At 61.5% G+C, this 517-nt stretch carries 1 protein-coding gene; it reads right to left on the reverse strand.

Annotated elements, in window-relative coordinates:
• Window positions 1–454: aldehyde dehydrogenase family protein (locus J5M67_RS27825; protein ID WP_207888598.1), on the reverse strand; the 454-nt coding region annotated here is incomplete at its 3' end.
• Window positions 455–517: the final 63 nt, after the last annotated feature.

A 517-nucleotide genomic window follows, 5' to 3' on the forward strand; every position in this document is an offset into this window, starting at 1 on the left:
CGACTACCGGGCATCCTGCGGCCAACGCCGAAGCGGTATCTCCACCCAGCACGGAGAACGCAAATGGGAAATTGCTTGCAGCAAACATCGCCACAGGCCCGATGGGGACACGAATCCTCGTTAGACGAGGGTGTCCTGCCGGCGGCCCGCCGGAAACTGCCGGGTCGTCAAGCTGTTCAAAAGGTACCCCCGCTTCAACTAGTGCCGCAAAGGCGCGCAACTGGAAAACGGTGCGATCCAGCTCCCCATTCAGCCGAGTAACACCGAGCTGCGTTTCACGATCGGCAATGTCAACGAGAGGCTGGCGTTCCGAATCAAGCGCCTTGGCCAGTCCGCGCAGGAGTCGAGAGCGAGCGGCGCCGGAAGAAGTCGCCCACGATTCGGCGGCGCTTGCACTCGCTGAGGCAGCCGCGTCTACTTGTTCGGCGGTGGATTCGACAAGGTCGGTAGTCACGAGGGAGCTTCTCAATTTGTGTGATAGCCCGCTCTTTCCTCTGCCGTACCGAGACAGCCCCCA

Source organism: Pseudomonas sp. 30_B, from assembly GCF_017491605.1.
GTDB lineage: Bacteria > Pseudomonadota > Gammaproteobacteria > Pseudomonadales > Pseudomonadaceae > Pseudomonas.